At 37.2% G+C, this 24,118-nt stretch carries 26 protein-coding genes, 2 tRNA genes and 4 pseudogenes; 20 read left to right on the top strand and 12 right to left on the bottom strand.

The window, feature by feature from the left end; all coding sequences use genetic code 11:
* Positions 1–80: 80 nt before the first annotated feature.
* Complete coding sequence (nudC, locus tag F948_RS02380) at positions 81–851, top strand: NAD(+) diphosphatase (RefSeq protein ID WP_004959604.1); 771 nt, start codon at positions 81–83, stop codon at positions 849–851.
* Between the two features lie 17 nt (positions 852–868).
* Here nudC and F948_RS02375 read toward each other — a convergent pair whose 3' ends face one another.
* On the bottom strand, positions 869–2,263 hold the full coding sequence (locus F948_RS02375) for a heavy metal sensor histidine kinase (protein ID WP_026057370.1): 1,395 nt from the start codon (positions 2,261–2,263) through the stop codon (positions 869–871).
* The gene (locus F948_RS02370) at positions 2,260–2,931 is read right to left on the bottom strand and encodes a heavy metal response regulator transcription factor (protein WP_004959598.1); all 672 of its coding nucleotides are present in this window, start codon (positions 2,929–2,931) and stop codon (positions 2,260–2,262) included. Before F948_RS02370 ends, F948_RS02375 begins: the two co-directional genes overlap by 4 nt.
* Before the next feature lie 106 nt (positions 2,932–3,037).
* On the opposite strand from F948_RS02370, the gene F948_RS02365 reads away from it, so the two are divergent.
* The 3 genes from F948_RS02365 (at position 3,038) to F948_RS02355 (ending at position 4,382) form a co-directional block, all read left to right on the top strand.
* Entirely contained in the window at positions 3,038–3,520 is a 483-nt protein-coding gene (locus F948_RS02365; protein ID WP_004959595.1) for a GlcG/HbpS family heme-binding protein, read from the top strand.
* Between the two features lie 10 nt (positions 3,521–3,530).
* The gene (gene uraH / locus F948_RS02360; RefSeq protein ID WP_004959593.1) at positions 3,531–3,932 is read left to right on the top strand and encodes a hydroxyisourate hydrolase; all 402 of its coding nucleotides are present in this window, start codon (positions 3,531–3,533) and stop codon (positions 3,930–3,932) included.
* A gap of 222 nt (positions 3,933–4,154) precedes the next feature.
* Positions 4,155–4,382 carry a hypothetical protein gene (locus F948_RS02355; RefSeq protein WP_004913223.1) on the top strand — a complete coding sequence of 76 codons (228 nt, stop codon included), beginning with the start codon at positions 4,155–4,157 and terminating at the stop codon, positions 4,380–4,382.
* 185 nt (positions 4,383–4,567) lie between these two features.
* On the opposite strand, the gene F948_RS02350 is transcribed toward F948_RS02355, so the two are convergent.
* A complete protein-coding gene (locus tag F948_RS02350) occupies positions 4,568–4,798 on the bottom strand; it encodes a hypothetical protein (RefSeq protein ID WP_004913221.1) in 231 nt (76 codons plus the stop codon).
* Between the two features lie 280 nt (positions 4,799–5,078).
* Between F948_RS02350 and F948_RS02345 the strand changes: the two genes are divergently transcribed.
* On the top strand, positions 5,079–5,690 hold the full coding sequence (locus F948_RS02345; protein ID WP_004959588.1) for a LexA family protein: 612 nt from the start codon (positions 5,079–5,081) through the stop codon (positions 5,688–5,690).
* Between the two features lie 4 nt (positions 5,691–5,694).
* Entirely contained in the window at positions 5,695–6,993 is a 1,299-nt protein-coding gene (locus F948_RS02340) for a Y-family DNA polymerase (RefSeq protein ID WP_004959586.1), read from the top strand.
* A gap of 77 nt (positions 6,994–7,070) precedes the next feature.
* Here F948_RS02340 and F948_RS02335 read toward each other — a convergent pair whose 3' ends face one another.
* The 3 genes and pseudogenes from F948_RS02335 to F948_RS02325 form a co-directional block, all read right to left on the bottom strand.
* Positions 7,071–7,535, bottom strand: coding sequence for an SRPBCC family protein (locus F948_RS02335; protein ID WP_004959582.1), 465 nt, complete (start codon positions 7,533–7,535; stop codon positions 7,071–7,073).
* Positions 7,525–7,872 carry an ArsR/SmtB family transcription factor gene (locus F948_RS02330; protein WP_004959578.1) on the bottom strand — a complete coding sequence of 116 codons (348 nt, stop codon included), beginning with the start codon at positions 7,870–7,872 and terminating at the stop codon, positions 7,525–7,527. Before F948_RS02330 ends, F948_RS02335 begins: the two co-directional genes overlap by 11 nt.
* A gap of 136 nt (positions 7,873–8,008) precedes the next feature.
* Positions 8,009–9,109, bottom strand: a pseudogene (locus tag F948_RS02325) (MBL fold metallo-hydrolase).
* Positions 9,110–9,387: 278 nt separating this feature from the next.
* Here F948_RS02325 and F948_RS02320 point away from each other — a divergent pair.
* The 6 genes and pseudogenes from F948_RS02320 (at position 9,388) to F948_RS02295 (ending at position 14,050) form a co-directional block, all read left to right on the top strand.
* Complete coding sequence (locus F948_RS02320) at positions 9,388–10,029, top strand: hypothetical protein (RefSeq protein WP_004913212.1); 642 nt, start codon at positions 9,388–9,390, stop codon at positions 10,027–10,029.
* A 17-nt stretch (positions 10,030–10,046) separates the two neighbouring features.
* Positions 10,047–11,012: pseudogene (locus F948_RS02315) on the top strand (2-hydroxyacid dehydrogenase).
* A 100-nt stretch (positions 11,013–11,112) separates the two neighbouring features.
* Entirely contained in the window at positions 11,113–11,700 is a 588-nt protein-coding gene (locus F948_RS02310; protein ID WP_004959568.1) for a 1-acyl-sn-glycerol-3-phosphate acyltransferase, read from the top strand.
* A gap of 126 nt (positions 11,701–11,826) precedes the next feature.
* Positions 11,827–13,269: a M48 family metalloprotease gene (locus tag F948_RS02305; RefSeq protein WP_004959565.1), complete on the top strand. Its 1,443-nt coding sequence runs from the start codon at positions 11,827–11,829 to the stop codon at positions 13,267–13,269.
* A gap of 15 nt (positions 13,270–13,284) precedes the next feature.
* On the top strand, positions 13,285–13,650 hold the full coding sequence (locus F948_RS02300; protein ID WP_004959562.1) for a GFA family protein: 366 nt from the start codon (positions 13,285–13,287) through the stop codon (positions 13,648–13,650).
* Between the two features lie 40 nt (positions 13,651–13,690).
* Complete coding sequence (locus tag F948_RS02295; protein WP_005402919.1) at positions 13,691–14,050, top strand: hypothetical protein; 360 nt, start codon at positions 13,691–13,693, stop codon at positions 14,048–14,050.
* Positions 14,051–14,116: 66 nt separating this feature from the next.
* Here F948_RS02295 and F948_RS02290 read toward each other — a convergent pair whose 3' ends face one another.
* On the bottom strand, positions 14,117–14,563 hold the full coding sequence (locus tag F948_RS02290; RefSeq protein WP_004913195.1) for a GatB/YqeY domain-containing protein: 447 nt from the start codon (positions 14,561–14,563) through the stop codon (positions 14,117–14,119).
* A gap of 29 nt (positions 14,564–14,592) precedes the next feature.
* Positions 14,593–14,808 carry a 30S ribosomal protein S21 gene (gene rpsU, locus F948_RS02285; RefSeq protein WP_004652785.1) on the bottom strand — a complete coding sequence of 72 codons (216 nt, stop codon included), beginning with the start codon at positions 14,806–14,808 and terminating at the stop codon, positions 14,593–14,595.
* 145 nt (positions 14,809–14,953) lie between these two features.
* On the opposite strand from rpsU, the gene tsaD reads away from it, so the two are divergent.
* Entirely contained in the window at positions 14,954–15,961 is a 1,008-nt protein-coding gene (gene tsaD / locus F948_RS02280; RefSeq protein ID WP_004959557.1) for a tRNA (adenosine(37)-N6)-threonylcarbamoyltransferase complex transferase subunit TsaD, read from the top strand.
* 158 nt (positions 15,962–16,119) lie between these two features.
* Positions 16,120–16,623, top strand: a complete 504-nt coding sequence (locus F948_RS02275; RefSeq protein ID WP_004913191.1) for a hypothetical protein — start codon at positions 16,120–16,122, stop codon at positions 16,621–16,623.
* A 128-nt stretch (positions 16,624–16,751) separates the two neighbouring features.
* Here F948_RS02275 and F948_RS02270 read toward each other — a convergent pair whose 3' ends face one another.
* From F948_RS02270 to F948_RS02260, 3 genes are all read right to left on the bottom strand, one after another.
* On the bottom strand, positions 16,752–17,669 hold the full coding sequence (locus tag F948_RS02270) for a DMT family transporter (RefSeq protein WP_004959553.1): 918 nt from the start codon (positions 17,667–17,669) through the stop codon (positions 16,752–16,754).
* The gene (locus tag F948_RS02265; RefSeq protein WP_004959549.1) at positions 17,666–18,244 is read right to left on the bottom strand and encodes a TetR/AcrR family transcriptional regulator; all 579 of its coding nucleotides are present in this window, start codon (positions 18,242–18,244) and stop codon (positions 17,666–17,668) included. The genes F948_RS02270 and F948_RS02265 overlap by 4 nt, the downstream gene beginning before the upstream one ends.
* A gap of 279 nt (positions 18,245–18,523) precedes the next feature.
* Positions 18,524–19,414: an ATP-binding protein gene (locus F948_RS02260; protein ID WP_004959546.1), complete on the bottom strand. Its 891-nt coding sequence runs from the start codon at positions 19,412–19,414 to the stop codon at positions 18,524–18,526.
* A 177-nt stretch (positions 19,415–19,591) separates the two neighbouring features.
* On the opposite strand from F948_RS02260, the gene F948_RS02255 reads away from it, so the two are divergent.
* The 4 genes from F948_RS02255 to F948_RS02240 all read left to right on the top strand — a co-directional run bounded on the left by F948_RS02255 (position 19,592) and on the right by F948_RS02240 (position 22,232).
* Positions 19,592–21,100 carry a DUF3336 domain-containing protein gene (locus F948_RS02255; RefSeq protein ID WP_004953257.1) on the top strand — a complete coding sequence of 503 codons (1,509 nt, stop codon included), beginning with the start codon at positions 19,592–19,594 and terminating at the stop codon, positions 21,098–21,100.
* Positions 21,075–21,899, top strand: a complete 825-nt coding sequence (locus F948_RS02250) for a protein kinase domain-containing protein (RefSeq protein WP_004959543.1) — start codon at positions 21,075–21,077, stop codon at positions 21,897–21,899. Before F948_RS02255 ends, F948_RS02250 begins: the two co-directional genes overlap by 26 nt.
* Positions 21,900–22,005: 106 nt before the next feature.
* Positions 22,006–22,090: transfer RNA gene (locus F948_RS02245), tRNA-Leu, on the top strand.
* 68 nt (positions 22,091–22,158) lie between these two features.
* Positions 22,159–22,232, top strand: a tRNA-Trp gene (locus tag F948_RS02240).
* Between the two features lie 146 nt (positions 22,233–22,378).
* On the opposite strand, the gene F948_RS02235 is transcribed toward F948_RS02240, so the two are convergent.
* Positions 22,379–23,194: an IclR family transcriptional regulator gene (locus tag F948_RS02235; protein WP_004959540.1), complete on the bottom strand. Its 816-nt coding sequence runs from the start codon at positions 23,192–23,194 to the stop codon at positions 22,379–22,381.
* Positions 23,195–23,492: 298 nt separating this feature from the next.
* Between F948_RS02235 and F948_RS16640 the strand changes: the two are divergent.
* Positions 23,493–23,573, top strand: a pseudogene (locus F948_RS16640) (hypothetical protein); the annotation flags it as partial.
* Positions 23,574–23,960, top strand: a pseudogene (locus tag F948_RS02230) (oxidoreductase C-terminal domain-containing protein); the annotation flags it as partial.
* Positions 23,961–24,118: the final 158 nt, after the last annotated feature.

Below are 24,118 nucleotides of genomic sequence, written 5' to 3'. Positions count from 1 at the left end.
TTGCTATCCTCAATTGTCCTTTTGGGGATTGCTAGCATTTCTATTGATATATCTCATGTTATTGAATTTAAGGTAATGTAATGTCAAATCTATCGATTGCTTATATTTTTCAGCAACAACAACTTTTAGTTGATGAACAGTTTCAATTACCACGAGTTGAAAAATTGCACAGTGATTTAGTACTGTCAGATGATGAGCAGGTCGTTGCGCGAGATCTATTACCCAATGAAAGCATACCCGTTGGCTATCAGCTGGTGCCGATACGTCAGCTTTTACAATATTGGAATCACCAACAGTTTGAGCAAGCAAGTCGAGCTGTACAACTTTTAGAATGGCGACGTAACCATCAGTTTTGTGGGCGATGTGGTGACAAGACGCAACAAAGTACTGATCAGTTTGCGATGATGTGTCCAAGTTGTGGTTATAACCAATATCCACGTGTTAATCCTTGTGTGATTACGATTATCACAAGAGGGGATGATGAGATACTGCTTGCAAGAACAACGCGTAATAAGACCATGTATAGTTTAATTGCAGGCTTTGTGGAGGTAGGTGAAACCTTAGAAGAAGCAGCGCGTCGAGAGACTTTGGAAGAGGTTGGTTTAAATATCAAAAATATTCAGTATCTCGCCAGCCAGCCATGGCCATTTCCAAGTAATTTAATGGTTGCATTTAAAGCTGAATATCACTCAGGCGAAATTAAAATACAGGAAAAAGAAATTAGTGATGCACAGTTCTTCAAATTTGATCAACTGCCTGAAATTCCATTTAAAGGAAGTATTGCCTATGCAATGATTATGCACGTTATGCATGGTACGCCAGTCGCGGATGATACAAGTGAATGGTCATGAGCCTATATCTTTAAAGCTTATTGATCGCAATCATTCGGAAAAATGAGTTCAAAGCAAATACCATCTGGAGTGTTGTAAGCCAAATATTCACCTTGATGAAGGGTCATAATGGAGGCAACGATGGATAAACCAAGACCTCCAGTTTGGCTGCTTTGATGGCGGCTAGAAATACATTGATAAAAGCGTTCAAACAGAGAATCAAGATGCTCGTTTGCAATGCTCGTATCACTGGTGATCACATATAAACTAGTCGTGGAGCTTGGGTCATTTTGTTGGTTGTTTCGACTGCCAATATAGATATGACGTTGCAAACCACCATGTGTCAGTGCATTCGAAATTAAATTATAAAGTGCTCGTTGTAGTAATTCTGCATCAGCCAATATTTGGGTTTGTTCTAACTGCAAAATAAACTGGCAAGCTTGTTCTTCGGCTTGATGCTCAAAAATGTCACAAATCGTCTCAACCAAGTTGGGTAAATCGACCCATTGTTTATTTAACATCATCATCTGACGATCCGCACGTGCAAGAAACAGCATACTATCAATCATTCGTTTTAGGCGTTGGTAATCTTCTAAATTTGAATACAGCAGTTCTTTGTATTGCTCATCTGTACGCTCACCCATGAGCATGATTTCCGTTTGTCCAATCAGGTTATTGAGTGGGGTACGAAATTCATGTGCAATGTCTTCTGAGAATCGGTTGAGTTGCTGGTATCCGATTTCAATTCGATTCAGCATGGTATTGATGTCTGCTGTCAGTTGTTCAATTTCTGATGGAGCTTGATCAAGCTGAATTCGTTGCTGCAATTGATGGACATTGATTGCCTGAGTTTGTTGTTGCAGTTTTCTTAATGTACTGAGTCCAAAATGGCTAGCCAGAGCAGACAATATAAAAATCAGTAAAACCCCAATGCTCACTGAAACCAATAAACCGTTACGGAATGGCTCAAGAATATTGAGACGTTCAGACCATTGCTTGCCCGCAATGAGCACATAAGGCTTTTGATGAATGTTGATCGTTTTCCATGACAAGCGTGTTGGGTGTTCGGTCTGAGTCAAATCTGTAAATTGGATGCTGCTTGAGGTTGCCAATTTGGGAAGGGGAATATTTAAGGGATTAATATCAATTAGACGTTGATTATGATCCATTAAAATAAACAAGTTATCTTGGTTGCCTAACATATTTTGATAGAGCTTAGGACGAGCAACAATTTGATTTATATTTTCACTATCTTGTAGAAGTATTTCGAGTCGTTCAATTCGCTCCGTCAGAGCACGATCTTGTTGGATAATTAAAATTTGATTAATCCCAACATAACTAATCATTGCCACTACGCATAAAACGAGAGCGCTGCAAAAAGTCACCAGTAGAGTGAGTCTCAATTCTAATGAGCGAAAGATATGATTCATCAAGCTTGAACCGATAGCTTATAACCTAAGCCCCGAATCGTATGAATTAACTTTAAATCATGTCCATCATCAATTTTGCTGCGTAAGCGACGTACAGCAACATCGATAAAGTTAGTATCTGTATCAAAGTTAATATTCCAAACTTCTGATGCAATTTGGCGGCGCGTAATAATCTCATCTTGATGCAGAAGCATAAATCGAAGTAGGTTAAATTCCTTCTTACTGAGGTCGATTAATGCATCTTCTCGCCAAACTTTGTGTTGTGTTAAATCCATCTTTAATGACGCAATCGAGAGCTCATTTTCTTGATTATATTGTTGGCGCCTTAAAAGACTTTTGATGCGAGCAAGTAATTCAATATAGGAAAATGGTTTTGCTAAATAATCATCTGCACCCAGTTCTAAGCCTTTGACACGATCTAAAATCTGATCCTTTGCAGTTAAAAAGATCACGGGAATCTTAGAAAATTGGCGAAGTATTTTCAATACATCCCAGCCATCAAGATCAGGCAACATTACATCTAAAATCACCAAAGAATAGGATTTCATTTTTAATCTTTCCAAACCTTCTAGTCCTGAATGGACGCACTCCGCTGTATAGCCTGACTCAATCAAGCCTTTTACTAAATAAGACGCGATCTTCGTTTCATCTTCGATAATCAGAATACACATTTTTGTTCAGACTCTTTGTGAACATGACAATTTTGTAATGTGATTGTCATGCTGTGGCGGAATGGATTTGTTTAAGATTTTCAAAGCATATCAGGCAGGAATCAATATGAATAAGCTTAAAATTCTTGGTTTAACGTTACTGTTCAGTAGCACTGTTGCACACTCTGTGGAGTTGAAGCAAGTTTATTCATTAGATCTTCAAACAGCCAAAGTAATAGCCTGTGAAGCTGAGCGTGTATGCAAAAACATTCAGCAAAATATTGCAGTCGCAGTCGTTGATCAAGGTGGTAATACGCTTTATGCACACCGCCATGAGTCGGTGGGTCCACACAATTTAGATGCTGCAGAGCAAAAAGCATTTACAGCATTATCAACGAAAACAGCGACCTTGGCTTTGAGTCAAACAGCAAATAGCAATCCTGATGCAAAAAATTTGACCACCGTTTCTAAGCTGCTGTTATTGGGTGGTGGATTACCTATTCGATACCAAAATCAAGTGGTCGGAGCGCTTGGTGTTGCTGGAGCAGGCGGTGCTAAAAACGATGATTACTGTGCTACATCAGCCATCCAAATATTGAAAAATCTGTGAGGAGTTTGTGATGTTAAAGAAAATCTTACCTTATTCGCTTATCTTATTCAGTTCAGCGGCATTTGCTGAACAGAACCCATTGAGTGTCCATGTTCTAAATTTGGAAAATGGTTTACCTTCAGCAAATGTTGAAGTTGTTCTTGAAAAAAGCTCTGGTGATCAGTGGATTAAGTTGAATCAGAAACTTACGGGTGAAAATGGGCGAATTACTGCGCTATATCCTGAGAACAAAGCCTTGGAAAAAGGGATTTACAAAGTGACCTTTAAAACTGAGGCTTGGTTCAATCAACAAAAGCAACAGACCTTTTTTCCAGAAGTTCCTGTGATTTTTAAAGTGGATGGAACCGTGAAACATTATCATATTCCTTTATTACTCAGCCCTTATGGTTATTCAACTTATCGTGGAAATTAGTACAAATATTGGCTGCTTCGGCAGCCTTTTGTTTAATCAGTTTTCTTGTTCTACTTTTTCAGTGTTACACATAATTGTAAATCTATATTTTTTATTTCAATCACTTAGATGAAAAATTAACAGTCTGTTAATACTTATAATATTTCTTACAACCCGTTGTTAGACAGACTTTGATCTATAGGGCATAGTCTAATCAGGAATTATTATTAAATGAGGAATACTATGAATAAGGTGACAGTGGTCGTAAAAGACCAAGAAGAAAATGAATCAATTGTAATTGCTCAGCTTAATGACCTTGAAGATAAAGACATTCCTTTTTTTAAGCGAGTGGAACATATTGAGGTAGATGGTGAAATTATTCATCCAAATATCGATTTGCTCTTTGAAAATGAGGCAGATGGAAAAATTTATAAACTTGTTGCTCCAGTAAATGATAAACGCTTTATATAAATCTTGATGAAATAAAAGAAACCACTTAAATCAAGGTTTAAGTGGTTTCTTACTGAAATATCTTTTATTGATCATGAGTCTTTTATATGAATTATTTGCTTAATATCTGAATGTGTTGCTTGTACTGTATAAATTTACACGAACGGAAACTTGTTTCGTATCTGAGCTAATTTGCATGAATGATTTTACTGAATCGGATTTAGTCCTTGAATAATATCTTGAAATTCAGAACCATTGAGCCAAAAAGATTTCTTTAAAAATAAAGTTGTCATAATACTTTCAGCCGCCTCACTATTGGGGCTGTCACAGAATAATCCATAACAACTACCCAAAACGGTATTGTTTTCAATGAGACGAATAAAATAAGCGTGTTTTTCGTCAGCATAGCCAAGAATAGCATCACGTTGATTGTTCATTTTTCATGTCTCCACATCAAAAAATCTTGAATAAAACCTAACTGCTGAAAAGATCAAAATAATCAATCTGTTAAATCAAATACTATCAAAGCGTAAGTTGCCTAAATATATGATTTAATTATCGAAAGTTAGTTTGTTTGACATCCTTGTTAACTTAAACAAGCCAAAATCTGATCTATGAAATTTATTCTTATGCAAAATTAATTTTTCGTCAACTTGAATTTGTAACTTTTTCAAGTTAGATTAAATAAAGGCGATGAAAACAAGGGAGGGGTGAGTTATGTCCAAAAAAACTGAGTTTGAACATGGTGGGGCTCGAACCAACGCTGGTCGTAAAGCTCAATTTAGCGAACCCACCAAAGTAATACGTGTTCCTGAATCACAAGTTGATTTCATTAAAAACTGGTTATTGAATAATGCCAAGACAGGTATTAATACCGATCTCAGCACTTCTTTGAAAGTTCAGAGTGTTCAAGCAAAGAATGATCGAATTTACCATATTCCTTTGGCGACGGAACGTGTTGCAGCAGGTTTTCCATCGCCTGCACAAGACCATGTTGAGCAAGCTTTGGATTTAAATGAGTTTTTAATTAGAAATGAAAACTCGACATTTATCGTAAAAGCAAATTCCTTGTCCATGTTGGATGCTGGCATTGATATTGATGATCCCTTAGTGGTTGATCGAAGTATCCCTGCAAAGTCTGGCGATATCGTCATTGCACTGATTGATAATGAGTTTACGGTAAAGCGTTTGATGATTGATCATCATTTCAGTCCACCCAAAGTTTGGTTAAAAGCTGAAAATCCTGATTATCAAAATATTTATATACAAGAAGGACAGGAGTTGGTGATTTGGGGCGTCGTGACCTATAACTTAAAGCCGATGAGGTGATCCAATGCCATTGCCACAACGTATTTTTGCCTTGATTGATGTGAATAATTGTTATGTGAGTTGCGAGCGTGTATTCAATCCGAAGCTAGAAAAGCATCCTGTTGTGGTACTTTCAAATAATGATGGCTGTGTAGTATCGCGTTCGCATGAAGCAAAACAATTGGGTATCAAGATGGCGGTTCCCTTTTTTCAGATCGAAGATATTATTCGAAAGCATCAGGTTGCCGTTTTCTCAAGTAATTATGCGTTGTATGCAGAAATGTCACGGCGATTTATGAATATTTTGGGCAGTTTCGTTGCTCCATGTGAACAAGAAATTTACTCGATTGATGAGTGTTTCCTTGAGTTAACAGCATATCAGCATCATTTCGATTTAACTGAATATGCCCAAACCATTCTAACAACCATCAAAAACTGGTTAGGATTACCTTGTTGTATAGGCATTGGATATTCCAAAACACAGGCAAAAATTGCAAATCATTTAGCAAAAACCCATCGATGTTTTAACAGTATCTGCAATATGGTTGATGAAGATCCTTGTGTGATCGAGGATTTATTGAGTCATACCGCAGTAGGTGAGGTGTGGGGCGTAGGTCGTAAGATTCGCCAACGTTTAGAAGTGATAGGTATTCATTCAGTTATGGATTTGGTTGAAGCAGATCCGAAAATGATTGGAAAACATTTCTCTGTTGTTTTGGAAAATACAGTTAAAGAGTTGCGTGGCATCGCCTGTTTAGAAATTGAAGACGTGTTGGCTGATCGACGACAGGTATTAAGTAGTCGTTCTTTTGGGCAATTAATTCAAGATAAAAATAGCCTAAGCGAAGCATTGACTGAATTTACCTTAAGAGCAGTTGAACGGTTACGGAAGCAAAAACTTCTATGTAAGGCGATCGGTGTTAGTATCCGTACAAATCGTTTTAATAAAGCAGAGAATTATCGTCCATTTACAGTGGTGTATTTGGCTGATTATAGTGATGATCGTTTAGAGATTTTGAAGGCTGTGCAAATAGGATTAGACCGAATTTATCAAAAAGGTTACCGTTATAAAAAAGCAGAAGTCATTTTGTTAGATATCATTCCACAACATAGTCATGCTGTTGATTTATTTCATGATACGGATGAAATGCTGGCACGTAAAAGTTTATCGATGACATTTGATCATATCAATGAAAAATTTGGTAAAGATAAAATGACGCTTGGGCGTTTGATTACGCCAAATGGACGAGCTTGGGCGATGTCTCAGAGCTTCAAATCTCCTAGCTATTTAACAAAATGGAATGAAGTGCTCAGAGTTAGCTAGATTTTTTGAGCAATATATAAATGTTAATATATAAAAAAGACAGGCTAAACCTGTCTTTTTTTACCTAAAATATTTATTTATAACGTTTTAGCGTAGGCTTCAAGTTGATCAACAACCGTTCCCCAACCACTAAAGAAACCCATATCTTCATGTTGTTGTCGTGCTTCAGGAGTACGATGGCGTGCAATAGCTGTGTATTTCGTTGATCCATTTCCGAGATCTTCAAATAGGATAATTGCTGTCATAAATGGATTTTCACTGGGTTTCCATTCTTCAGTATAAGCATCAGTAAATACTAATTTTTCGCCATCAACGACTTCTAGAAAAACACCATTATTGGGAATCTGATTGCCATCAACATCAAACAAGGTGTTGAATTTTCCACCTACTTTCAAGTCTATTTCACAGGACACGATGGAGTGAGGTTTAGGAATAAAAAAGTGTTTTATATGCTCTGGAGTTGTCCAGCATTCCCAAAGTAACTCACGTGGAACAGCTACAGTTCGTTCTAGTTTTAAATCTGTTTGGGGATCAAGATTCATTTTTTCTTTTCCTTTGTAAATTTAATGCATAGTTATCTAATTGATTTAAGCGTGTTTCCCATATGGCTTGTTGTTCTTGCAACCAGTGTTTTAAAGGGCTAAACGCATGGGGGCGAAGAGCATAGGTTCTCACTCTGCCATTTTTTGTTGTTGTGATCAGTCCCGCTTCTTCCAATTTTTTTAAATGTTTAAGAAAAGAGGGCAAAGCCATCGTATGCTCTTCTGCAAGTGAGGTGGTTGTTGCTTCACCTGTTGCAAGACGAGTGAGTATTGCTCTGCGTGTAGGATCACTTAAAGCATTAAATAACAGATCGAGTTGAAAATCATACTTAGCCATATGGGTAAGTATTATGGTTAAAAAAACAACAAGTCAAGTAAAACTTATCTAAATGGCTAAGTTTTAGATTTAATCTTAAAAATTTAAGAGCTGAATAAAGAATCAGAAACTCTATCTGATTCTTTAATCGAATCGCTCAACGTATATTTGCCCACCATTGCTTGAAACTTTGTTGTTCATTATCGAGTTCAACCAATTCACCGATCATGGGGGTGGCAAGTCGATAATTTCTTTGTTTTGAATATCTTACAATACGATTAATTGGCTCATTCCAAGGGTGTTTTGCGAGGCTAAACTTAGAATGATGCACAGGTAGCATGTTACGTGCTTGGAGTTCTTCTGTCGCTTGTGCAACTTCATCTGGATGACAATGTACGGAGCGCCAAGCAGCATCGTATTGACCATTTTCCATCAATGCCCAATCAAAAGGTCCGTACTTTTTACCAATCTCCACAAAATGTTTGTCATAGCCTCCATCACCTGTATAAAAAATCTTTCTATTCAGTGATTGTATGATGAAGGATACCCAGAGATTTTTACCGCCTTTAAAGGCACGCCGTGAATCATGATGAGTTGTTTCGGTGATGATCGTAATATCACCTTCAAATTCAATTTTGTCACCCCAGTCTCGTTCGATCAATTGTTCTTTTGAATAGCCCCAGTACTCGAAGTGTTCTCCGACACCGAGACCAGTAATGACATATTTGACTTTGTGCTTTAGTTGCAAAATGGTTTTATAATCCAGATAATCATAATGGTCATGTGAGATCAATAAATAGTCAATTTCGGGTAATTCCTCGACTGTATAAATATCTGTACCTCGATAAGCACGTGTTCCCCAAGGCAGAGGGGAAACTTTGCCACTCATCACTGGGTCAATTAAAAAGGTTTTGCCATTCAGTTAGATAAAAACAGAAGAATGCCCAAACCAAATCATGACATCTTGTTTGGGATCGAGTGTACGTAAATTGGTTTTGATAGAGGGAATAATGTCTTTGGGTCTACGATGAGGAATAGTTTTAATAAATGTTCTATACAGTTCAATAAAGGTGTGGGAGCAGTCAGCCATATCAGGTTTATCTAGTCGATTTCTAAATTGACCCTGACGATAGTTAGGAGAGTTTTCGATACGTTTGAGTCGTTCACCAGTAGGGATTTTTCCAAATAAGGGATGTTGTGTATATAAAATACTTATGCCAAGCAAGAGCAAAACAACGATAGCAAAAAGGATTAGCATAGATTCAGTCCACCTTTTCATTTGAGCATTCGGTCCAGACTAGTAATAAAAAGAGAAAGCGACAAAATGATGAAAAAGTTGGGATTAGTCGATAAATGGAAGGACCTAAGAAATTTGTGTCTTTATCTAAGTGAAAATAGATTTCAAATCTTGAAAGATGTCTTGATCAGAGAAGGGTGATTGGATAAAACGAAGCCATAAAGGGGGAAGCCGTTTATGGTAGACTATGCAGCATTACAAGTATTGTGATGATCTAACGTGGTAGAAAGAGTAGTCAAATGATTGGGCAGCAAAGAAACATACTAGCAGCGATAGGAATTGATATTTGGATTCCTAAAGATGTTGTGTGTGAAAAAAATACTGCTGCACATCTATGGCGAGATCAGGTTGTTGAAAATAATACACCTATTGAAGAAATTTCCTTCGCATCAGATCTTGTTGAAGCGCATGACTTAGAACCAATCATCTCAGAACCAATTGTTGAAGTTCAATCACAACCACAAGAAATTACGCCTAAACCAATTCTTCGAGAGGCAACGACAGCTAAACCGCAGATAGTTGTTGAAGGTTCTGTACAGTCATTTGAATTACAAATGTATGTCTTAGAGAACTGTTCAATTTTGGTTGAGAGCAGTCAATTAAATGCTGAACAACAGCAACTTTGGCAAAATATTCAAAAAGCTAAACTTGGCTACTATGCTGAGCTAAAGTGGCCATTTCCTTTAGCTGAATTTCAGGACAGTCGTGGTTTACCATCCTATATTCAAGGATTTTTAGATGCGACTTCAAATAACAAGAAAATATTATGTTTAGGAAAACTTGAATTTATTCAACATTCTAATATTTTACATTTAGCCAGTTTAGAAGAAATGATTACACAACCTCTACTTAAAAAACGGTTGTGGCAACTTATGCAATAAGGTTCGGAACTCTTATCATGAAGAAAGTCGTTGTATTCAGCCAAATCGATCAGGATGTATTACTCAAGTTACAGTAAGATTATCAAGTGGTCGTGCTGAATCCCAAAATGGGTGATATTAATGAGCAGATCCGAACAGAAGTTGCTGATGCTGACGCGATGATAGGAGCAGGTCGTTTACTCAACGAAACTAATTTAGTGACAGCACAAAAACTAAAAATTATTTCAACAGTTTCAGTTGGTTATGATAATTACGATATTAATTATTTAAATCAAAGAAAAATCTGGCTTGCTAATACACCTCATGTATTAACCGAGACGACTGCTGATTTAGCATTTAGTTTACTGCTGAGCGCAGCAAGAAAAATCCCTCAATTAGATGCGTGGACAAAGCAGGGACAATGGAAGCGTACAGTATCAACTGAACAGTTCGGTATGGATGTTTTCGGTAAAACTTTAGGGATTATCGGGTTAGGGCATATCGGCGCAGCAATTGCTCGACGAGGTTTTCATGGCTTTAACATGAATATTTTGTATCATAATCGCCGTGAAAAAATAGAAGTTGCAGAAGCATATAATGCTCAATATTGTGATTTAGATCGACTGTTACAACAGTCTGATTTCATCGTGGTGGCTGTAGATTTAAATCAAGAATCTAAAGCTTTAATTGGTTCAGCTCAATTTGATTTAATGCAAAAACATGCTGTGTTCGTCAATATTTCACGTGGTTCTGTAGTGGATGAGTCAGCATTGATCGATGCATTGCAACAAAACAAAATTTTTGCAGCAGGCTTAGATGTGTATGCAAAAGAACCTTTGCAAGAATCACCATTATTCCAACTACCAAATGTGGTGACTGCCCCTCATATTGGTTCAGCAACTCTCGAAACACGCAAAAAAATGGTTCATCTTGCTTATCAAAATCTTATTGATGCACTTGAGGATCGACAACCTCGTTATCTAGTCAATCCTAAGTTTGAATAAATTCTTACATGTTGATTGCTGAATTATTCATCTAGTCTAGCATTTTAAACTGGCTATTATTGGTACACTTGCGCCCTTTGAAATTGCGTTTGGGGTTGTTGTGTTCGAGAAATTAGCTGAACAAACTTTGGGTTTGATGGGGTGGGAAATTGATAATCACTGGGACTTGGATATTGACCAATGTGTCATGATCGCAGCGCCACATACCAGTAATTGGGATGCACTATATGCACGATTAGCATTGAAAGCTTTAGGTGTAAATGTTCGTTTGACGATCAAAGACAGCTATATGAAATTTCCATTTGGCCCTTTTGTGCGTGCGATGGGCGGAATAGGAATAGATCGCAGTGCTAAGCAAGAAGGTCAGGAAAGACCAAGCATGGTTCAGTTGATGAGTGATCTATTTAAAACACATCCTAAACTTGTGATGCTTGTAACACCAGAAGGAACACGTGCGAAACAAGAACAATGGAAAACAGGTTTTTATCATGTTGCTGTAAATGCAGGTGTACCTATTGCATTGGCATATATGGATTATGCAAAAAAGAAAACAGGTATTGGTAAAATTGTTTATCCATCAGGTGATTATCAAAAAGATATGACCGAGATTATGGCTTTTTATGCAGAAATTAATGCTAAATTTCCAGAGAAATTCAGTATTGATCAACGTTATTCGCCTGACCAGTAATTCTTTAGAATTTCAAAAATCATAAAGTAAGACAGGATTTTCCTGTCTTTTATAACACTTCGTTGCAAATTTCTCCTAAATCAAATGGTATATTAAATTTTTCCAGTAGAATCATAGAGAAACCACTTGAGACCGTTGCTGCTCGCATGTGGCTTATTTGCCACGACTCAACTTAGTCATACACAGGTCTTTTTACCTCCGCAAATTTCAGGTCAAACTGAAATACCTGATATCGGTAGTGGTGTTGGGTTGCTTGATCAGCAAAAAGAAAAATTGATCGGAGAGAAAGTCTATCGTGAAGTGCGTCGTCAAATGCCAACTGTACAAGATGCATGGTTGGAAGATCAGTTTCTTCAAGTGTTTTCAGGTATTCTCAGCCAAACTCAGCTTGGGCAGCCGATTGGTCTAGTGGTGATTAAAGACCCCCAAATTAATGCTTTTGCAGTTCCTGGTGGTCTCTTTGCATTAAACACGGGTTTAATCACTTCTGCGAAAAATATCGATGAGATTGCTGGCGTTATGGCTCACGAGATAGCACACGTTTCGCAACGTCACTACAGCCGATCCCAAGAAGCCTTCAAAGGGCAAGGATTGCTTGCTTTAGCAGGTATCCTCGTAGGAGCTGCGATTGCTTCACAAGCTGATGGTGATGTTGGCTCCGCTGTAATGCTAGGTACTCAAGCTGCCTTAATGGATAAGCAATTGAGTTATAGTCGTAATCAAGAGCGTGAAGCGGATCGTATCGGTATGCAATTCATGTATTCCTCTGGTTACAATCCACAAAGTATGGCTGACTATTTCGAAACGATGCATCGTGCTACTAGCCGAGTCAGTTTCCTACCAGATTTCTGGTTTACCCACCCATTAACCACGGAACGTATGAGTGAGGCGCGATTACGTGCAAACCAGTTACCTCGAGTGAAACCAAAAATTTATGATCTCGATTTTGATATCATGAAATGGTACACCTATGTCGTATCAAATCAGGCGACAGAAAATCAACTTCAAGCTTTGGCTAATCAAAAGAATGTTGCGGGATTACTTGCGATCAGTAAGTTTTATTTAGAGCGAGGCGATTACGCACAGGCCCAGACCAGCCTTGATCAAGTCAAATTAAAATTAAAAAATCACGTACTTATTCCATTGATCCAAACGGATATTTATCTAGGTCAAAATAAAATTGATCTGGCTTATAACAGTATCAATTCAATCCAACGCACTATGCCTGAAAATCGTGCTTTATCTTATAAATTAGCGGAAGTGCTTATAAGACAAGGTAAAGCAGCTGAAGCCCAAACCTTAGTACAACGATTTATACATAAAAATCAAAGAGACGTGGAGGGGTGGCAACTATTACAACAGGCAACCAATCTAGATAAGAGTTCACCTTTGCAAGCGATTAATGTTTTATGTTATCGAGCAGAAGCTGAATATTGGTCAGGTCATGAAGAAAATGCTATAAAATCAATGCTACATGCCCAACGTTTGGCGAAAGGTAATATGGCGATGTCAGCAAAAATTGATTCTCGTTTAAAACAAATGCAAGATGATCGCCGAATGAAAATTTAATAATTGAGGAAAATAATGATAAAAGGACAGTGTTTATGTGGAGCAGTTCAATATCAATATGATGGGGAAATCGAACAGAGCATTTTGTGTTATTGCCAGCATTGTCAACAAGCTCAAGGTAGTATCGCAGGCTGGAATAGTCCAATTGATCAAACCCAATTCCAATTCATATCTGGACAAGATCAATTAAAAGAATACTTTCATACTCCCAATAAAGCTCGTGTGTTCTGCCAGAATTGTGGAAGTCCAATTTACTCGTATCGTACTGATCTACCCAATATTATTCGTTTGCGTTTGGGCTCTGTTACAGAGGGCAAACTTCCTGCACCAAAGGAAGAATTTTTTACTGAGCATAAGCCAAATTTTGTTGAATTAAGATAAGATGTCCTGCGTAAGGAATAACTGAGAAGTTAAAAGATTTATGAAAAAGATTTTTATTTTTATTTTTGCAATAAGCATGATCGGGGTGAGTTCAGCGAGTTCTGTTGAACAATATGTAAATTCTGTAGAGAAGATTACTGCAAATTATGCGCAGGATATGCGTGGTTTTCTGCGTAGTTTAGATCCTCAACTTTCGCGTTTTAGTCCTGAACAGCAGGCAAAATTCTGTGGTATTACCAATCAATATGTGCAGGATTTATATCAAGCAATTGAGCGTAATCGATCATCTTTGACTGGACAATATGCAACGATGACGAAACAAGATGTGATTAATCAAGTTGCAGAATCAAAAGAAATGCAAATGCTGAAAAAATATAATATTCAGTGTAATTTTAATTGATATAGATAGATGGGTTCATTTAAATGAATCCATTTACATTAATATAGAGAGGGGGATAAAAGCAGCTTAGCTTAATTTTGCTTTGATTTTAGCAGATACTTGTGCAGGATCGGCACGCCCGGCTATGATCGGACGTAGAGAATTCATCACCTTACCCATATCTTTCATGCTAGTAGCTTCTTGAGCAGCAATCGTTTGCTCAATGATAGAATCAAGTTCTTCCTCAGTCATAGCTGCTGGTAGAAATTGAGAAATAACCTCAACTTCGGCTTGTTCTTTACTAGCTAAATCATCTCGACCAGCGCCAGAAAAGGCCTTGATCGATTCTTTACGTTGTTTAATTTGTTTTTCAATGACCGCAAGAACCTGAGCATCGTCAAGCTCAATGCGCTCATCGACTTCGATTTGCTTAATTGCTGCTTGTAGACCACGAATGACCGTTACTGTTGCCATATCTTTGGCACGCATTGAAGTTTTTAATACGTCAGTAATTTGGTCTTTTAAAGTGGTCATAGTCTTTTCAGCAATCAATCACAAATTAATTAGTAAAGGCGAGTAGTACGTACAGATTCGCGAGTCAATTTCTTTTGATAACGCTTAACTGCTGCAGCTTTTTTACGCTTACGTTCTTGAGTTGGTTTCTCATAGAATTCGCGCTTACGAACGTCAGCTAAAACACCCGCTTTTTCGCATGAACGTTTGAAACGACGGATAGCTACGTCTACTGGTTCGCCTTCTTTCAACTTAACTTGTGGCATGTAAAATCCTCTAAGATTATGGATAAGACCCAATGCACGATTGCACTAGATCGCAAGTGAAGGTCAGTATTTTACTCATTTACAACTCAGATCACAAGTCTATAATAGCTTCGATATTATTTTTGATCGTTGTAAAGGCAGTTTAATGATTGTTTTGGGCTTAGAAACTTCGTGTGATGAAACTGGGTTAGCACTCTATGATAGCGAGCTCGGCTTACGTGGACAGGTTCTATATAGTCAGATCAAACTGCATGCTGAATATGGTGGTGTCGTTCCTGAACTTGCATCACGTGATCATGTACGAAAAATGATTCCTTTGATTAATCAGTTGCTTGAGCAAAGTGGGGTCAAAAAACAAGAAATAGATGCAATTGCATATACACGCGGACCAGGACTCATGGGAGCGTTAATGACAGGTGCATTATTTGGACGCACTTTGGCTTTTGCATTTAACAAACCAGCCATCGGTGTACACCACATGGAAGGTCATATGCTTGCGCCTTTACTTTCTGAAACTCCACCAGAATTTCCATTTGTAGCCTTACTAGTTTCAGGTGGTCATACGCAACTGATGGCAGCTTATGGAATTGGTCAATATGAATTACTTGGCGAGTCGATAGATGATGCGGCGGGTGAGGCATTTGATAAAGTTGCAAAAATGATGAAATTGCCATACCCAGGTGGTCCTAATATTGCCAAATTAGCTTTGCAAGGTAATTCACAAGCATTTGAATTTCCTCGCCCGATGTTACATCAAGGCTTGGATTTTTCATTTAGTGGTTTGAAAACTGCGGTTTCTGTTCAGTTGAAAAAATTGGGTGAAGAAAATCGTGATGCAGATATCGCAGCTTCTTTCCAAGAAGCAATCGTTGATACTTTGGTTAAAAAATCAGTGAAAGCTTTGAAGCAAACTGGTTTGAAACGATTGGTGATTGCTGGAGGTGTGAGTGCGAATGTTCGCTTACGTGAGCAATTAGAAACCTCTTTGAAAAAGATCAAAGCGCAAGTTTATTATGCTGAACCTGCCTTATGTACAGATAATGGTGCAATGATTGCCTTTGCTGGTTATCAACGTTTAAAAGCAGGGCAACAAGATGGTTTGGCGGTCACAACTACACCTAGATGGCCGATGACAGACTTAGAACCGACCTGATATTTGGTCGGTTAAATATCTTCTGTTCTAAGTTAAGACATTTAAAGATCAAATCATTGATTAATGTGTAGCTTGAAGCTCAGGAGCTACAGCTATCGTGTTAAAGTGTCGAATAAATTATTTATTTTGATGAGCTAAAACTCATAGCGGAGTACAAGTTGAAGATTTCTTATATTTTTACATGTGGTCGATTAGAATCTTTATATAAGATTCTATGCCTCATTCAACAAGGTGATGAGAACGAGACATCAAAAGAGAAAGTGATTGAACAATATAAAAAAGATCTTTCTTTGGGCCGTTCATTTGAAGAAACTGAACTTTATCAATTAATTGAACAAAGTGAAGAAAAAATCATTATCAATCGTTTGAGTAATATTCTTCGAGATAAACCAGCTCAACAGAAGAAAGAATTTGATTTTCAAGAATATAAAACAGGTGCATGGTCTGAACTAAGCGACTATAAGCTAGCGGTTAGATTCTCGAATGCCAAAACACTTTTGAGTGAAAAGCATTTTGAGAAAACTGGTGAATATATGACCAGTCGTGGTATTGCGAAATTAACTGGTTTCAATCCAGCGAATATCAAAAATATGTTGCAGCATAAAAGAAGTGTGGTGAAAAAAATGTTATTTACTTTGGAAAAATTAGCGCAAGAATATTGATCTAAGTAACTAACGTATTAGAAAAAACAGATGCAGAGAAAGTTTATTTTCTGCATCTGCGATTTAAATTTTTATATTGAATTATTGATCATAGCTCTATGCTATTTAATATTGGTTGAAACTCGAAATTATTTTGGACGGTCTGTTTTAGATAACACGGCTAAACAAACAAAAATCAAAACCATGCCAACCCAACCAATCGGTGCTAATTGCTCACCGACTAAAAGAACTGCGAATAAAGCAGCAACGAGTGGCTCGAATAAAGTAAGCGTAGTTGCTGTGCTTGCGGAGATTGTTTTTAGCGCATACCCAAATAGTAGATAGCCAAGAAACATTGGAATCAACATCATATAGGCAACAACATAAAGATTTACAGACTCATCAAAGAGGTTTGAACCCGTAAAAAATAATGTTGGTAATAAGATTAAAGCGCCAAAACCAAAAATTAAACCCATTGATGCTTTTGAATCTACACCTCGATCAATCATTTTTTTAGCAGCCCATGAGTATAGTGAATAGGTGAGAGCTGCAATCAATCCGAGAATGATTCCAATGGTTTTTTGATCTGTCGAAATGCTTTGTGTTGGTCCATGAGAGTGTGTTTCGCCCACAGATAAAAGTAATACTCCGATAACACCAAAAATAAAACTAATAAACCATTTCAATGAAAGTGCTTTTTTATCGAAAATTTTTTCTAATAACGCAGTAAATAATGGTGCTGACCCAATTGAGACTACCGTTCCAATCGTAATTCCAGCCATACGCATTGAGCTGTAAAAAGCGAGAGGATAAATGGCTACTGAAATCATTCCAATCAGAAGCAAAGAGTAGTAAGACTTGATTTGTGGTAGATGATCTAAAATCTTTTTATGAGCGAGCAAGGCTTGTAGTAATCCACCGCCACCCATTGCAATTGCTCCTATTGCAAGAGGGCTTAAATTAGGCGCATAAGATGCCGCAGTTCCAGTAGTACCCCATAAAATTGAGGCAATCAAAACTGCAATAAAACCAGAGTGGGAGCTGAGGTTTGAAGTTTTGCTATTCAATTTTTAATCTCTTGTTCTAATAATCGTTGAACCATTTGCTTCGCTGCAAATACTTTGACGCTTGAGCTTTCTAAACCAGCTCTAGCAATTGAGCCTTCTAAAATAAAAGAAATTAAAAGAGCAAGTTCTTGGACTTTCTTAGAATCTTCAAATTGTTGCATTAGATAGCCAGCAACAATGTTTTCAATTTCATCTTTATGCTTTTTGACTGCTAGACGCTCAGGACTATGAGCAGGAAACTCAGCTGCTGCATTTAACAAGCCGCAGCCCCTAAAACCTTTTTCATAGGCAAACTCTGCATGATCATGGTAAGCATCAAAAATAGCGAGAATGCCATCAATAGGTGAGTGAATTTGAGCTTTCCTTTTTTCAAATAATTCTAACCATTCTTGATGACGGGCTTCGATGTAGCAGCTAATCAAATCTGATTTCGTGGGGAAATTATTATAGAGCGACATTTTCGCCACTTGCGCTTTGTCTGTAATGCTATTAATGCCAGTATTGGTTATCCCATCGTTATAAAACAGGATAGATGCTGCATCTAAGATTTTTTGTTTGGCTGACTTTCTGCTCATGGTTTTGTATTGAGTATACCGATCTACCTAATATTATAGAAAAGTAAACTAATCTGCTAGCGAAATTTGTTTGTTTTAGATGATTATCGGAAATGTTAGAAAGAGAATTATGCTGACTTACCAGGTGGTGTTGTTTTATAGTCACATGAAATTTATATGGTTTTTCTAATTGAAATCAGAGTTCTTTGACAACGCAATTGTTTCCTAGTTTTTATAAAACTTAATGAAGAAGAAACAATTGCGAGTGCTATTAAGAAGCAAGTTAAGTATCTGAGGAGTTTATGTTTGATCTTTATTCGCTAACTTTTCTAAATTTTTTGAACCAATCCAGTGTTTAGAAAATTGGTATGCTGCACGACCAGAACGTTGCCCTCGTGCTTGACACCATTTCAAGCTTTCGCCTCGAACAATATCGTTATATTCTAAGCCTGCTTTAACAATGTAATGTTCAACGATTTGCAAATATAGTTGCTGGTCCATTGGGTAGAATGAAAGCCACATTCCAAAACGATCTGAAAGAGATATTTTTTCTTCAATCGCTTCTTGTGGGTGTAATTCAGTGTATTGAGGTACGTCTACTTTCCGTACTGGGGTATTTTCATGCATAAATTCAGGTAGAAGGTGACGACGATTACTCGTCGCATAAATAATAAAATTGCTCGAACCTGATTGAAGAGAACCATCTAGCACGCTTTTCAAACTGCGATAATTTTCATCTTCTGCGTTGAATGCTAAATCATCACAATAAACAATAAATTTCTCAGAACGTTGTTCAATCAGTTTTTGAATTTTGGGTAAATCAGATAAATCATCACGTTCTATTTCAATTAAACGTAGTCCTTGATCAGAGTATTCTGTCAGTAAAGCACGAACAATTGAGGATTTTCCTGTGCCACGAGAACCTGTTAATAAAACATCATTGGCAGGGAGGCCATTTAAAAACTGCAAGGTGTTTTGAATGATTTTATCTTTTTGACGCTCTATTCCTTTTAGATCTTCCAGATACATTTTTTTAGGTTGTTGTATGGCGATCAGTTCTTGATTTTCCCATTTAAAAGCGATTGCAGAAAAATCAGTCGGTTGCTTCGGTTGTGGCAGAACATGCTGTAATTGAGTCAAAACATTCGACAAAGATGCAAGAATAGATTCTGGTAAGTCTAAAATAGCCATAAAAACACACAAAACTCAGTGATTAATGAAGATTGATACTAGCACTGCTTGCACGAAAATAAAGGAAATATCATCAAAACGATGCACAATAACAAGAATTTATACTTGATTGTTTAAGTAGGTTTTTGCATTGTATAAGTGCATGAATAGAAAAATGAAGACGGGATAGGACAGACGATGCTAAATAAAGTAAGAGAAAAGAAAAATAGCTATCAAAAACATCGGGTTGATGTCCTAAAAGAGGATTTGCAGCATGCTAGAAGTTATCAAGAATGGAAGGAAATCGCGCTAAAACTGGATGAGGAATCTGGCAGAGAGGAGTGGAAGTACGATAATCAGTCGCCCTATTTTGATGCCGAAGCATTATCAAATCGATACACCTTATTAAAAAAATATCGTACTCAACATCGAACACTTGATTTAATTTATGTTCTCCGTGAAGGATTATCTTATGATTTTGCAAATATTGGTCATCCGATGTTATTTGCTGAAACATATGTAGGAACAAAAAAAATTATTGAAAACTATGTAGAACTTGTGAGTGATTGTTTTCAATATCTCGCCTCGAGCGAATGTATAACTTTCCAATTAAAAGAGAAAATTCAATTCTTTGAAGAATGCCAAAAAGCCTATGGACAACCAGCCCTCATGTTTTCTGGAGGGGCAACTTTGGGTTTGTTTCATACAGGCGTTTGTAAAGCATTATTTGAGCAAGATTTGATGCCAAGTGTTCTGTCTGGGTCGAGTGCTGGAGCGATTATGACGGGTATGCTTGGTGTTTCAAAGAACGATAAGATCCCTGAGTTGCTTGGTGGACAGCATTTTTTTAGTGATGCATTCCGTTTTCGCACCGTGACTGAGCTAATTAAGGGGCATGGTGGTTTGGCTGATGTGATGTATCTCAAAAAATTCTTAATGAATAATTTGGGTGATTTAACTTTTGCTGAGGCATATCAACAATCTAAACGACATATTAATATTGTCGTAGCACCGCATAATACTGCTCAAAATCCTAGAATTATGAATGCATTAACTGCACCTAATGTTTTGGTTTGGAGCGCAGTGTTAGCATCTTGTGCCGTACCTGTATTATTTCCGCCTGTGCATCTAACCAGTAAGCGTTACGATGGACAACACACACCCTATATGGCAAAGACAAAATGGGTGGATGGGAGTATGCGTAGTGATTTTCCTCAGGAAAAAATGGCGCGTCTTTATAATATTAACTACACCATCGCCAGTCAGGTGAATCCTCATATTGTGCCATTTATGCAGAGCGACACAGATCGTTTTCGTAGAGATGTATTAAGTTGGCCTCAACGCATTGTCCGTCATCAAGGGAAAGCGATTGCGATGGAAGTGATGGATTTAACACGAAATTATATGGGAGGTTTTTTCCCAATCCGTCGAGTACTTGATCATGGCTATGGCATACTTGGACAGCGTTATTATGGTGATGTAAATATCATCGCTAAATATGGTTTGCGCCATTATAACTATATGTTAAAAAATCCTCGACCTAGGATTTTCAAGATTTTGCAGCAAGAAGGTGAGCGAGCAACATGGCCAAAAATCACCTCAATAGAAACGCATGCGCGGATCGGTAAAACAATAGAACATTGTTTGGCATCATTACGTAAGCAAGAAAATAAGCAGCAGAATGAATTCTATTATGTTGATCTCTGACTTAGATCATTCGTTTGATGAGATAGCGTTACAGACCAAACAAAAAAGCCATTCATATGGACGGCGTTTATATACATTAACTCAAGGTCATAAAAAATATTGGCTAAAGTTTCATGTTGAGCAACACAACCAAGTTTTAGAAGATTCATTTAACGCCGAATTAGAGTTTTATCGCCAAAATAAGATTGCTAGTTCGGATTTTTTAGTCCCTTATAACGTTATTGATTTATCCAAGCTGAATTTTTTAAATGAAACGAGGCAAAGTGGAGAAGGGCTATTAACGTTAGATACGAACGATTTTTTTATAAAATTTAGTCCTGAAAATGATCTGCACGAGATCAGAAAACAAATTTTACTTGCTTTAAATGCCCTTGAAGCACTTCATCAAAGTGGTTGGATACATGGTGATCTGAAATCAGAGCATTTTAGAAGTTATTTAGATACTTGTAGATTGATTGATTTTGAGCAGAGTCAACGAATTATTAGTACGAAGAAATTATTGACCGCGACACCGCATTACATGGCACCTGAACTGTTTCATGGTCAACCCAAGTCTGTACAAAGTGACTTATACGCTTTTGGAATTATTCTATATGAATGGCTCTGTCAATCGAGATTATCTGCAAAAACCTATCATGATTGGGCAATACTGCATTGCCAACAGTTACAGATCAAACTTCCAGATTCTCTACAGTTTTTTTTGCCGATACTTGATGGCTTATTAAAGAAAAAAATGGATGAACGCTTTGGCTCAGTTGCAGAGCTAAGAAATGCGATTCGAACAATAAATTTGTTGTAAAAATAAACATAAATCTTTGATTTGAATATTATATGTTCACTTGAATTGGTTTTTTATCAGAAAGTCTTGTCATAAAGCCGCTTTGTCACTAATATGCATACCCATCGGGGGCGTGGCGAAATTGGTAGACGCACTGGATTTAGGTTCCAGCGCCGCAAGGTGTAAGAGTTCGAGTCTCTTCGCCCCCACCAAATTTAAGAAGCAAGGTTATCTTGCTTTTTTTATGGTTAAATCAGAAATGAATTAATCATGCGGTTATAGAGGATTGGTGTAATGGTAGCATGACGGTCTCCAAAACCGTTCGTCAAGGTTCGAGTCCTTGATCCTCTGCCAAATTAATAAAAAAGCCCTTGTTTGATACAAGGGCTTTTTTATTTCGGAGTATTTTGAAATTAATTTACTTTGATGAGTATTCACTAAATATTTTAATGAATACTCTCAATGTCTAAATATTTTAGAAAAATGAACTTAACCTTAGTCTAATAAATAAATTTAGAAATTTTATCCGCTGTTTGGATAACCATCTCTGCAATTTCATTTTTAAAATAATGTTCTTCATAGGTTGCTAAAGGGCAACTTACAGACAATACAGCAGTCATTTTTCCTGTAGATTGTTTGAAAATTGGAGCGCCACAAGCTGCCATATCATGATTGTAATGTCCCCAACTGACCATCATAGATCGCTGTGTTTTAACAAAACTGAGGCGTTGAAGTAGCTCTTTAAGATTCTTTGGGGTGAGTTCAGAAAAAGTTTCCCATTGGTTGAAATTTTTATAGCGATCACGGATTTCAATTTCAGATAAGTCTGCTAATAGCATTTGTCCAATCACAGTCGCATGAGCAGGCCAGCGAGTGCCTAGACCTATATTGCTAGTAAATGTTCCATTCGATTGCACATTGTTGATAAAGACAATATGTGTACCTTCTAAAATGGACAAATGTACTGCAAGTTTAGTTTGATCGCGTAGTTCTTTCATCAACGGTGTTGCTAAATCTAAAAGAGACTGTTTAGACAAACTGTTGAAGCCGAGTTCCATCACCTTTGAATCAAGTGCATAGGTTTTTTGAGATGCTTTTCTAAGGAAGCCACATGATTCTAATGTGTAAATCAGACGGAAAGCACTAGAACGATTTACATCCAAAATTTCAGCGATCTCAGTGATCGTCATTTCTTGGGTTTGTTGATCAAATGCCTGCAAAATTGCTAAGCCTCGTACCAAACCGGGTACTAAATAGCGATCATCATTTTTTGTGAGTTCAGATTCTTGAGAGTCTGTTTCTATCGTTTGGTTCATCAGCTTAATTTTCCTATAAAAACGCAAAGCATTACAAATTTAATTTTCTTAAGAATCTATTCTAACTGCAAAGTAGAGTTAAAAGATAGTTTTATATATAAAACAAAATTTTCTAAGTAAAACGTAAATGAATGTGTAATAAATATCAAGCTTATGATTTTAAACAATATATAGTTTTACAAAAAAAACATCATAGGAGTATTCTTTATTAAGGTTTGTTATATCAAATAATGTTTTATATATAAAACAGGTGAGGATGCAAGGATGAGTTGGATCTCAGTTTGTCAGCAAGACGACATATGCCAATACTGGTGCAAGCTGGTTACGTCTCTCGATTCCTTATCGCAAAGATTTTGGTCCAGGTGGCGAGTTCTGGATTGATGTCGCAATCCATCCAAGTTTAGGTTATTGCATTCAGTCATGGGCAAATGCGCAGAACCAAGCAATTGCAGCTGCAAAATCGATGTTGGGCATGGAAACAGAATATACCGATATTCCTTGGTTATGGTCAGATCAGTACCACTTCAATATTCAAATACTAGGTAGTTACCAACCTGAAAGAACAGAACAGATTGTGGTGAGAAAAAGTGCAGATGATCAATGTAGTTATCTGTATTTAGATCATCAAAATTGCTTAATCAATATGATTGCAATCAATGATTCAAAATTAATCAAACTGGCTAAACGTTGGATGCAGTCCAATACCGTATTAGACCCAAAATTATTAGCAGACCCTAAATTTAATGTCATGAAATTAAAACCATAAACATTTAATTCCAGTTCATAACTCAATCGAAGGAATGAAGTATGAGTAATGAAGAGAAAAGTGGATTTAAGCATTGGGTTCCTGCTTTTGTCCTGATGGTATGTGTTGTTCTCGCATTTTTCGACAAGATTAGTATTGCGGTTCTATTTGCAGACCCA

It is taken from the genome of Acinetobacter junii CIP 64.5 (assembly GCF_000368765.1).
In the GTDB taxonomy this organism is placed as follows: domain Bacteria; phylum Pseudomonadota; class Gammaproteobacteria; order Pseudomonadales; family Moraxellaceae; genus Acinetobacter; species Acinetobacter junii.
The sequence above is the reverse complement of the archived record's forward strand: the minus strand, read 5'-3'. Positions and strand labels throughout refer to the sequence as shown.